We start from the raw sequence: 10278 nt of genomic DNA, 5'->3' as shown, positions 1-10278 counted from the left end.
GAGTGCGACGAGGCGCCCTTCTACACCTTGGGGCCACTGACCACCGACATCGCGCGCGGCTATGACCACATCACCTCCGGCATCGGCGCGGCGATGATTGGCTGGTACGGCTGCGCCATGCTCTGCTACGTGACGCCCAAGGAGCACCTCGGTCTGCCCAACAAGGACGACGTCAAGACCGGCATCATCACCTACAAGATCGCTGCCCATGCCGCCGACCTGGCCAAGGGGCATCCCGCCGCTCAGCGACGCGACAACGCGCTCTCCAAGGCGCGCTTCGAGTTCCGCTGGGAGGACCAGTTCAACCTCGGCCTGGACCCGGATACCGCGCGCGAGTACCACGACGAGACCCTACCCAAGGACTCCGCCAAGGTAGCCCACTTCTGCTCCATGTGCGGCCCCAAGTTCTGCTCGATGAAGATCAGCCAGGAGGTCCGCGACTACGCCAAGGACAAGGGCCTCGATGGCGATCAGGACGCCGTGATGAAGGGCATGGAGGAGCAGGCCGAGAAGTTCCGCCAGGAGGGTGCCGAGCTCTACAAGGAGGTCTGACAGCAGACGGCCCACCCACCAAGCAGCGCGCCTCCGCCGGTTTCCCGGCGGAGGCGCGTTTCATGGCATGGCGGCGAGCGCCGCCGAGGCATCAGAAGCGGAACGTCACCCCGACACTCGCCGCATCGAAGGTGTAGTTCGACTCGTCCAGGTAGCGCATGTAGTCGGCCCCCACGGCGAGGTTGGGGGCCATGTCGAACTCGGCGCCAGCCCCGTAGGAGAAGCCGCTCTCGGTATCCGCGTCGAAGTCCACTTCGCTGAAGCCCGCCAGGCCATAGAGGCGGAATTCCGGGGCGATCGGGACGATGCCCTTGGCATAGGCACCGGCCAAGTAATCCAGATCGGCCGGACCATCGGAGCCACCGGTGCCGAGATGGCCTTCCAGGGCGAAGTAGTCGTTGAACGCCACACCGCCACGCAGGCGAAGGCCCGTGCTGTCGAAGTTGCCTGGACCGTCGGGGTCGAGCTCCCAGAACAGCACATCGCCACCGAGATAAGGGCTCGGCTGGTAGTTCATTGGGCTGCCCTGAGCATGGGCAGTGGCCCCGGCCAGCAGCAGGACAGCGGATATGGCAGAAATCGTGATGATCTTCATGGTGAACCTCCCGGTTAGGAAACAGCGTTTCCCCATGCAAGGATCATTTTGGTACAGCCTAGACGAAAGTGCAACATATTCTGCCGCCAGCGCCCTTCCATAGGTAAAGAAAGCAGCAAGGCATACGGCGTCAAACCCTTGAGGTCACTGCACCCCGCACTGCAACATGCTAGATTCGCGCTGCCGGCGAGCCAATCGCCAGATACCTCCTGGCCGCATCGCCCGCGCACCCGACACCCTCGACAGGACGCGCCATGAACGCCCCGGTACTGGTCATCAACTGCGGCTCCTCGTCCATCAAGTACGCCCTCGTCCCTGCTTCCCCTGACAAGCCTCGCCTGGCTGGCCTGGCCGAGCGCCTGGGCGGCGTGGACGCACGCCTCAAGGGGGTCGGCGCCGCGGGGCGTGAGTTCTCACGTCCGCTGCATGGTGCCGACCACGCCGAGGCCATGGCGGCCATCCTCGAGCAGTTGGACGGACAGCATCCCGTGGCGGTGGGACATCGTATCGTCCACGGCGGCGAGCGCTTCACCCGTGCCACCCGACTCGATGCCAGCGTGCGGCGGGCCATCGAGGCCACCGTGGCCCTGGCCCCGCTGCACAACCCGGCCAACCTGGCGGGGGTGAAGGCGACCCTGGCGCTCTTCCCCGACCTGCCTCAGGTGGCGGTCTTCGATACCGCCTTCCACCAGACCCTACCCCGTCGTGCCTATCGCTATGCGCTGCCGGAAGGGCTCTATCGCAACCACGGCATCCGCCGCTACGGCTTCCATGGCAGCAGCCACGCCCACGTGAGTGCCCGGCTCGATGCCCTCAGTGAGCGCCCCCATGGCGGCTGGCTCATCGCCCACCTGGGCAACGGCTGCTCCACCTGCGCGGTCTGGCAGGGGCGCAGCGTCGACACCAGCATGGGGCTGACGCCCCTGGAGGGCCTGGTGATGGGCACTCGCAGCGGCGATGTGGATCCGGGCCTGCATGCCCACCTGGCCCGCCAGCTGGGCTGGTCGATCGCACGCATCGATACCCTACTCAACAAGGAGAGTGGCCTGCTGGGGCTCTCCGGCCTCTCCAACGACATGCGCCGCCTTGAGCAGGCCGCCGCCGAGCACCATGCGGGCGCCGAGTTGGCCATCGAGGTATTCTGCTACCGCATTGCCAAGTCGCTGGCGTCCCTCTCCTGTGCCCTGCCTCGCCTGGATGGCATCGCCTTCACGGGGGGCATCGGCGAAAATGCCAACGCCGTGCGTGCGCGGGTGGTCGAGCAGCTGCCCCACTTCGGCCTGCGGCTGGCCGCCGAGGCCAACGCCGCCACCGTGGGCGGCCGCGAGGGCCGCATCGACGCCGACGCGGGCGGACCCCAGCTGTGGGTGATACCCACCGACGAGGAGGGACGCATCGCCGAGGAAACCCGCCAGCTGCTGCAGGAGCCCCCCCATGACGCCGCTTGACCATCGCCCCGAGCCCCGCAACCTGCTGCTGGTGCCTACCGACAGCGGCGTGGGCCTGACCTCGGCCTGCCTCGGCCTGATCCGCGCCCTGGATACCCTCGGGCTCAAGGCCGGCTTTCTCAAGCCGTTCCGACAGGACGAGCTCAACGGCAACGGACCGGACCGCTCCTGTGCCTTGGCGACAAGCACCCTGGGACTGGCGCCGCCCGCACCGCTTCCCCAGGCCCGGCTGGAGCGCCTGCTGCGCGAAGACCGCACCGACGAGCTGATGGAGGAGACCGTGGAGCGCCATGCCCGAGTCGCCTCCCCGGACGCGGGCGAGGCCCCCGAGCTGGTAGTGATCGAGGGGCTCGCTCCCAGCCCGCACAGCAGCTACGCGACCCGGCTCAATGCCCAGCTGGCCCATGCCCTCAATGCGCGCACCATCCTCGTCGCCGACGGTGACCTGAGCGACCCCCAGGACCTGGCAGAGCGCCTCGACATGCACGCCCAGGCCTTCGATGGCGTGGAGTCGCCGCGTACCCTGGGTTGTATCCTGATGCGGCTGCGTCCGTTGCCGGACGGCGACGACCCCACGCCCCTGGCGGCCCCCGGGCTCGCCGCCCGGCATGACGAGCAGCTGGTCGCCAGCCTGCGCCGCTATCTGCCGGCCCTGGGCGGCGAGCGCTTCCAGCTGCTCGGCGCCGTGCCCTGGCATGCGGCGCTCTCGGCGCCACGCGTGCTGGATATCGCCCATGCCCTGGAGGCACGCTTCCTGCACGAGGGCGAGGCCGCCAGCCGCCGTGTGCTGGGCACCAGCCTCTGCGCACGCAGCGCCTCTCATGCCCTGCACGTGTTCCGCCCCGGCCGGCTGCTGGTCACTCCCGGCGACCGCGACGACATCCTGCTCGCCGCGGCGCTCGCGACCATGAACGGCGTTCCCCTGGCGGGCATCCTGCTGACCCACGGCGAGCTGCCGGAAGAGGCCATGATCGAGTTCTGCCGGCCGGCGCTGCGCAGCGGGCTACCGGTGATGGCGGTGGACTCCGACAGCTTCACCACGGCCCAGCACCTCGATCGCATGACCAACGACATCCCCATCGACGACCCGGAGCGGGCCGAACGGGTGACCCGCTTCGTCGCCGGCCACCTCGACCTGCAGTGGCTCAAGGAGAACCTCAGCCGCGGCTACCCGAGCCGGCTCTCCCCCGCCGCCTTCCGCCACCAGCTGGTCAAGCTGGCCCAGCGGGCAAGCAAGCGCATCGTGCTGCCCGAGGGCAGCGAGCCGCGCACCGTGGAGGCCGCCGTGCTCTGTCAGCAGCGCGGCATCGCTCGCTGCGTGCTGCTGGCCAGGCGCGAGGAAGTCGAGGAGGTGGCCCGCCAGCGCGGCATCGAACTGCCCGATGAGCTCGAGATTCTCGAACCCGACGGGGTCCGCGAGGACTACGTGAGGCCGATGGTCGAACGACGTCCCGATAAGCTCAACGAGCTGACCGCCACCGACCAGCTTCAGGACAATGTGGTGCTCGGCACCATGATGCTGGCCGAGGACGAGGTGGATGGCCTCGTCTCCGGGGCGATCCATACCACCGCCAACACCGTGCGCCCGGCCTTCCAGTTGATCAAGACGGCGCCCGGCTATCGGCAGGTATCGTCGATCTTCTTCATGCTGCTGCCCGAGCAGGTGGTGGTCTACGGCGACTGCGCGGTAAACCCCGACCCTGACGCCGAGGCCCTGGCCGAGATCGCCATCCAGAGCGCCCGCTCCGCTGCAGCCTTCGGCATCGAGCCCCGGGTGGCCATGATCAGCTACTCCACCGGCGAGTCCGGCAGCGGCGCCGACGTGGAGAAGGTCCGCCAGGCCACCCGCCTCGCCCGGGAGCGCGAGCCCTCGCTGTGCCTCGACGGGCCGCTGCAGTACGACGCCGCCGCCATCGAGAGCGTGGGCCGCCAGAAGGCCCCCGACTCCCCGGTGGCAGGTCGCGCCACGGTCTTCGTCTTTCCCGACCTCAACACCGGCAACACCACCTACAAGGCGGTCCAGCGCAGTGCCGGGGTGGTCAGCGTCGGCCCCATGCTGCAGGGCCTCAACAAGCCGGTGAATGACCTCTCCCGTGGCGCCCTGGTCGACGACATCGTCTACACCATTGCCCTGACCGCCATCCAGGCCTCCCAGCGTGGATGAGTTCCACCACCAATCGACATCATCGAGAGTGGAATCGGCACGCAGGCTTTCCCGCCTGCTTCCGCTGCCCTAGAGTCGAGGCATAATCCGTCCACATGCAGGAGGCCAACCCATGACGGCGCATGACCGACCCACAGGCGTTGTTGGACCCGTGCGACGCGCACAGTTTTCCCTGTTCGCGCGAAACTTCTTCAAGCACCCCCGGATGCTGGGCTCGATCATTCCCAGCTCCCCTTTTCTGGTTCAGCGCCTGCTCGAGCGGGTCGATTGGCAGCGTGCGCGCGTCGTCGTCGAGTACGGTCCCGGGGTCGGGACCATCACGAGGGAACTCCTGCACCGCATGCCGCCGGAATCGACCCTGGTAGTGCTGGAGACCAACCAGGACTTCGTCGATTTCCTCGAGCAGTCGCTCCCCGACCCTCGACTGCAGGTCATCAAGGGCTCCGCCGAGACGATCCCGGCCGAACTGGCCCGCTTGGGCCTGCCCGACGCCGACTATGTGCTGGCCGGCATCCCCTTCAGCACCATGCCGGCCACGAGCCGCGAATCCATCCTCACGCGTAGCCTGGACGCGCTCTCGCCCCAGGGCTCCATGCTGATCTACCAGTTCTCCTCCAAGGTATTGCCCGACCTGCGTCGGGTCTTTTCCAAGGTGGAGTGCGATTTCGAGCTTCTCAACGTGCTGCCGGCGCGACTCTACTACTGCCACCCCTGAGCACCGCCATGCTGGCCGGCAATAGTGAAACCGAATATCCTCTGGAAACCAACGGCCTGAACGCAGCGGGCCTGCACATCAACACGGAGAACGAAATGGCCGGACTGTTACCCGATGTCGACCCCGATGGACTGCTCGAGTACTCGGTGGTCTACACCGACCGCGCACTGAACCATATGTCGAAGAGCTTCCAGGGCGTAATGCGTGACATCTCCACCACCCTGAAGGATGTTTACCACGCCCACTCGACGGTGATCGTTCCCGGCAGCGGGACCTTCGGCATGGAGGCCGTGGCACGCCAGTTCGCCACGGAGCGCGGCTGTCTGGTGATCCGCAACGGCTGGTTCAGCTACCGCTGGAGCCAGATCCTCGAGATGGGCAAGATCCCCTCCGATGTCAACGTGCTCAAGGCGCGTCGAGTCGACGAGGATGACCCGACCTCGCCCTTCGCCCCACCTCCCATCAAGGAGGTGGTCGAGTCGATCCATGACCAGCAGCCCGATATCGTCTTCGCCCCCCACGTGGAAACCGCCTCGGGCATGCTGCTGCCAGACGACTACCTGCGCCAGATCGCCGACGCCATCCACGAGGAGGGTGGGCTCTTCGTCCTCGACTGCATCGCCTCCGGCACCCTCTGGGTCGACATGCAGGATATCGGCGTCGATGTACTGATCAGTGCCCCGCAGAAGGGCTGGAGCGCCAGCCCGGGCTGCGGCATGGTGATGCTCTCGCGCCAGGCCCGAGAGATCATCGAGGAGACCACCAGCACCAGCTTCGCCTGCGACCTGAAGAAGTGGCTGTCGATCATGGAAACCTACGAGGCCGGTGGCCACGCCTATCACGCCACCCTGCCCACCGACGGCCTGCGCCAACTGCGCGACGTGATGCGCGAGACCGAGCAGTACGGCTTCGACAAGGTGCGTGACGAGCAGTGGGAGGTCGGGCGACGGGTGCGCGGGATGCTCGCCGAGCACGGCTTTCGCAGCGTGGCGGCACCAGGCTTCGAGGCCCCCGGCGTGGTGGTCTGCTACACCGAGGACGAGGGCATCGTCGGCAAGTTCCTCGCGGCCGGTGTCCAGGTGGCCGCGGGTGTCCCCTTGATGTGTGATGAGGGCGACGACTATCGCGCCTTCCGCATCGGCCTGTTCGGCCTCGACAAGCTCCACCATCCGGAGCGGACCCTCGAGAGCCTGAGAACGGCCCTGGAGAAGGCGCAAGGCGCCGACGACTGAGTCGCCACGGCGGCGCCCATCAGGGCGCGGGCAGCGTGCCCGATCATGACAGCGGGGCGGCCCTTTGGCCGCCCCGCTGTCGCATGCGCCGAGACTGCGTGGTCTCAGTACGCGCTCATGCCCCGTGGCACGAAGCCCAGATTGTTCTCCACCTCCGTCACGCCGGCAATGTTCTCCGCGGCGACCTGCACGGCCTTCTTTTGCTCCTTGCTTTCCACCAGCCCCCAGAGCTGCACCTTGCCGTCGGCCACGATGATGTTGAGCCGGTCGACCATGACCCCGGTGTTCTCGTCCACCTCCTTGACGATGGCATCGCGTATCGCACGATCATCACCGCCCTCGGCCGGCTGACGGTTCACCGAGAAGCCGCGCAGCAGGTTGGAACGACTGACGATGCCCACCAGCTTGCCATCTCGCACCACCGGCACACGCTTGATGCGGCGCTTCTCGAGCAACGAGGCGATACGGTGCAGCGGCTCATCCTCAGTGATGGTAAGCGGGTGCGGCGTCATGATCTCGCTGGCCTTGCGGCCGTGGCTCTTGACGTAGTCCACGGCGCTGCCGCCAACACTGAAGAGCTTTAGCCACCAGGACTTTTGCTGGTCGGTATCGTTCTCGACCCGACGCATCAGGTCCCCCTCGCTGACGATGCCGAGCACCTTGTCATCAGCATCGACCACCGGCACGGCACTGATGCCGTGTTCCAGCAACAGGCTAGCGATCTCACTGACTTCACTGTCGGGGGTGACGGTGATCACATTGGGGGTCATGACATCTACGGCTTGCATGGAAAGCAGTCTCCAGACGATTAGCAGGCATTATTGTATATCTTGCCTTATACACATTAGCAACTATTGCCTCGCTCTGCCTTGATTATGGTCAGGTTTCGGCTGCCCACATCCTCCTGACCCGCCATCCGAGAAGGCCTTTTCGGCGGTGATGACCTCATCAACCTCCTCGAGCCCGGCGAATCGCGCCGGGCGAATAACACCGAATTTGCTCTCGTCCACCACCAGCAGGCGATACGCTGCCGTGGCAATCGCCGCCTGCTTGGGAGCCACCTCGTGGAAGTGAAAGCAGCTCAGGCCCTTCAGGCGGTGCACGCCCGCCGCGGAGAGGAAAGCCTTGTTGATGCCGAGCCGTCGGATAGCGTCGCCCATGGCGCTGCTGGCGAAAGAGCGCGACGCGCCATGATAGACCCCGCCCAGCAGGATCAGGCGCACCCCGGGCAGCACACTTACCGCACTGGCCACATTCAGAGCATAGGTCACCACGGTCAGCGACTGGTCGGCCGGTAGACCGGTAACCAGCGGCATCAGCGTCGTGCCGCAATCGATGTTAGATTTTCACTTTACTCACCGGATGGCTGCCCGCCCCAGGCCGCCCCGTCAGACAGGTACCCCATGACTGCCTTGATGAGCCTGATCGGAATGGTCACCCTGGTCGCCATCCAGGTGCTGCCAGTGATTACCTTCTTCTCGTCGCTGATCGCCGTGCTCTACTATGTGGGCATCAGGCAGGGGGTAATCCGTCTACTCGGCGACGCCCTTCAGAAGGCGCTGGGCACCTCGCGCACCGAGTCACTCACCGCCACTGCCAACATCTTTGTCGGCCAGACCGCGGCGCCGTGGTATGCCCTTCATCGCCTGCATGACGCCGTCGCAGCTGTTCGCGATGATGTGCGGTGGCCTGACCTAGGTGGCCGGCTCGGTGCTGGCCGGCACCCTCTCCAGCCTGATGTCGGCCTCGATCGCTGGCGTCTTCCTGGCCCTGCCTTGAAGCGATGCATCAACTTGCGGACGAGTCGCCCCATCAGATCGATAACGGTGTCTCGACACCCGACAGGCACCTGGACATTCACCGCCGGCAGCATCGCCTCGAGCATGATACCGGCTTTCTCCTTCATGCAACCGATGGATACACCATGACCGAACTGCAACAGGCCGCACGCCAGGCTCTGGCGCTGATGGACCTCACCAGCCTCAACGACGACGACAGCGATGCCACCATCGAGGCCCTCTGCAAGCAGGTGAAGACGCCCGCCGGCACCCCGGCTGCGGTCTGCGTCTACCCGGCCTTCGTGGTTACCGCACGGCGTGCGCTGAAGGCCCAGGGCCTCGAGGGCATCGTCAGGGTGGCCACGGTCACCAACTTTCCCCACGGCGGCGACGACATCATGGCGGCCGCCCGCGAGACCCGCGCGTCCGCGGCCTCCGGCGCCGATGAGGTGGAGGTGGTCTTCCCCTGGCGCGCCCTCGTGGCCGGCGACGAGGAGACCGGCCGCGAGCTGGTCGCGGCCTGCAAGCAGGCCGCCGGTGACGCGCGGCTCAAGGTGATCCTGGAGACCGGTGAACTGAAGGATCCGGCCCTGATCCGCCGCGCCAGCGAGCTGGCCCTGGAGGGCGGTGCCGACTTCCTCAAGACCTCCACCGGCAAGGTGCCGATCAATGCCACCCTGGAAGCGGCCGAAATCCTGCTGACCGCCATCCGCGACAGCGGCCGGGACGTAGGCTTCAAGGCCGCCGGCGGCGTGCGTACTGTCGAGGACGCCCTGGCCTACCTGCAGCTCGCCGAACGCCTGATGGGCGTAGCATGGATCACCCCGGCCCACTTCCGCTTCGGCGCCTCGACACTGCTCGACAACCTGCTGCAGACCCTCGAGGTCGACCGCCGAGGCAATGCGATGCCCGGAAGGGACTGATGGTAGCGCGGGCTCTCCCCCAGGAGCTGATCCGCGACGCCGGCGAAGTCCTCGACGGGTCCGGCCTCGACCTGCCCGGGTCCGTGCTCGACAAGCACTCCCACGGCGGCGTGGATGATCTCGTCTCGCTGGTACTCGGCCCCTGGATTGCCGCCAACGGCGGGCAAGTTCGGATGGCCTCCGGCCGCGGTCGCCTGCTGGCGATGACCCGTGATCTGGCTGCTGGCGGGCCGGCCGAGCTCTTCCATGTCCACCATGCATTCACCGCCTGATGGGCCGAGGCGGTGGCGGTACCCGGCGAGGAGATCGGCGCCTCGCCCCCATCGAGGACGGCAACAGCTTTCTTCCTTCTGCTGCCTCGCCTTCTTCCACCACGCTATCCAATGCTACGGGAGGCCGCTGATGGCGACGCCCCATATCAATGCCCAGCGTGGCGACTTCGCCGACACCGTGCTGATGCCCGGCGACCCGCTGCGCGCCCAGTACATCGCCGAGACCTTTCTCGACGAGGTCCGCCAGGTCAACACGGTGCGCCGCATGTCTGGCTACACCGGGTGCTACAGGGGCCGCGAGATCTCGGTGATGGGCCACGGCATGGGCATCCCCTCTGTCTCCATCTACGCCAAGGAGCTGATCACCGAGTACGACGTCAGCACGCTGATCCGCGTCGGCTCCTGCGGCGCGGTACGCGACGACGTGGCGGTGCGTGACGTGGTGATCGGCCTGGGCGCCTGCACCGACTCTGGGGTCAACCGCACACGGTTTGGTGGCATGGACTTCGCTGCCATCGCCGACTTCGGGTTGACCCGCCATGCGGTGGACGCCGCCGCGGCGCTGGACATCGCGGTAAAGATCGGCAACCTCTTCTCGG

10 protein-coding genes and 2 pseudogenes are annotated in these 10278 nt (G+C 66.7%); 9 read left to right on the top strand and 3 right to left on the bottom strand.

Going from position 1 to position 10278, the window contains the following annotated elements; all coding sequences use genetic code 11:
- On the top strand, window positions 1-552 hold a 552-nt coding region (locus tag RI841_RS10670; RefSeq protein ID WP_310705578.1), incomplete at its 5' end, for a phosphomethylpyrimidine synthase ThiC.
- A 91-nt stretch (window positions 553-643) separates the two neighbouring features.
- Here the strand turns inward: RI841_RS10670 and RI841_RS10665 are convergent.
- The gene (locus tag RI841_RS10665) at window positions 644-1147 is read right to left on the bottom strand and encodes a porin family protein (protein WP_310705577.1); all 504 of its coding nucleotides are present in this window, start codon (window positions 1145-1147) and stop codon (window positions 644-646) included.
- A 254-nt stretch (window positions 1148-1401) separates the two neighbouring features.
- Here RI841_RS10665 and RI841_RS10660 point away from each other — a divergent pair, with 254 nt between their 5' ends.
- The 4 genes from RI841_RS10660 to RI841_RS10645 all read left to right on the top strand — a co-directional run bounded on the left by RI841_RS10660 (window position 1402) and on the right by RI841_RS10645 (window position 6706).
- A complete protein-coding gene (locus RI841_RS10660; protein WP_310705576.1) occupies window positions 1402-2595 on the top strand; it encodes an acetate kinase in 1194 nt (397 codons plus the stop codon).
- Window positions 2582-4759 (top strand): phosphate acetyltransferase, encoded by a 2178-nt coding sequence (gene pta / locus RI841_RS10655; RefSeq protein ID WP_310705575.1) that lies wholly within the window; start codon window positions 2582-2584, stop codon window positions 4757-4759. The genes RI841_RS10660 and pta overlap by 14 nt, the downstream gene beginning before the upstream one ends.
- Window positions 4760-4910: 151 nt before the next feature.
- Window positions 4911-5474, top strand: a complete 564-nt coding sequence (locus RI841_RS10650; protein WP_310705574.1) for an rRNA adenine N-6-methyltransferase family protein — start codon at window positions 4911-4913, stop codon at window positions 5472-5474.
- A 95-nt stretch (window positions 5475-5569) separates the two neighbouring features.
- A complete protein-coding gene (locus RI841_RS10645; protein ID WP_310705579.1) occupies window positions 5570-6706 on the top strand; it encodes an aminotransferase class V-fold PLP-dependent enzyme in 1137 nt (378 codons plus the stop codon).
- A gap of 104 nt (window positions 6707-6810) precedes the next feature.
- On the opposite strand, the gene RI841_RS10640 is transcribed toward RI841_RS10645, so the two are convergent.
- Window positions 6811-7494 (bottom strand): CBS domain-containing protein, encoded by a 684-nt coding sequence (locus RI841_RS10640; RefSeq protein ID WP_310705573.1) that lies wholly within the window; start codon window positions 7492-7494, stop codon window positions 6811-6813.
- Window positions 7495-7557: 63 nt separating this feature from the next.
- The gene (locus RI841_RS10635) at window positions 7558-8043 is read right to left on the bottom strand and encodes a hypothetical protein (RefSeq protein ID WP_405000935.1); all 486 of its coding nucleotides are present in this window, start codon (window positions 8041-8043) and stop codon (window positions 7558-7560) included.
- Window positions 8044-8151: 108 nt separating this feature from the next.
- Between RI841_RS10635 and RI841_RS10630 the strand changes: the two are divergent.
- From RI841_RS10630 to deoD, 4 genes and pseudogenes are all read left to right on the top strand, one after another.
- A pseudogene (locus tag RI841_RS10630) lies at window positions 8152-8482 on the top strand (nucleoside recognition domain-containing protein); the annotation flags it as partial.
- 148 nt (window positions 8483-8630) lie between these two features.
- The gene (gene deoC / locus RI841_RS10625) at window positions 8631-9407 is read left to right on the top strand and encodes a deoxyribose-phosphate aldolase (RefSeq protein WP_310705572.1); all 777 of its coding nucleotides are present in this window, start codon (window positions 8631-8633) and stop codon (window positions 9405-9407) included.
- Window positions 9408-9439: 32 nt separating this feature from the next.
- Window positions 9440-9598, top strand: a pseudogene (locus tag RI841_RS10620) (thymidine phosphorylase); the annotation flags it as partial.
- A gap of 211 nt (window positions 9599-9809) precedes the next feature.
- The coding region (deoD, locus tag RI841_RS10615; protein ID WP_310705571.1) for a purine-nucleoside phosphorylase at window positions 9810-10278 on the top strand (469 nt) is incomplete at its 3' end.

Origin of the sequence: Halomonas sp., from assembly GCF_031581305.1 — a bacterium.
GTDB lineage: Bacteria > Pseudomonadota > Gammaproteobacteria > Pseudomonadales > Halomonadaceae > Halomonas.
This window is presented reverse-complemented; position numbering and strand designations above follow the sequence as displayed.

What these genes read in the sequence shown, in the direction of transcription:
- RI841_RS10665 (WP_310705577.1), bottom strand. Translation starts at nt 1,147, where the DNA reads ATGAAGATCATCACGATTTCTGCCATATCCGCTGTCCTGCTGCTGGCC.
- RI841_RS10660 (WP_310705576.1), top strand. Translation starts at nt 1,402, where the DNA reads ATGAACGCCCCGGTACTGGTCATCAACTGCGGCTCCTCGTCCATCAAG.
- pta (WP_310705575.1), top strand. Translation starts at nt 2,582, where the DNA reads ATGACGCCGCTTGACCATCGCCCCGAGCCCCGCAACCTGCTGCTGGTG.
- RI841_RS10645 (WP_310705579.1), top strand. Translation starts at nt 5,570, where the DNA reads ATGGCCGGACTGTTACCCGATGTCGACCCCGATGGACTGCTCGAGTAC.
- RI841_RS10640 (WP_310705573.1), bottom strand. Translation starts at nt 7,494, where the DNA reads ATGCAAGCCGTAGATGTCATGACCCCCAATGTGATCACCGTCACCCCC.
- deoC (WP_310705572.1), top strand. Translation starts at nt 8,631, where the DNA reads ATGACCGAACTGCAACAGGCCGCACGCCAGGCTCTGGCGCTGATGGAC.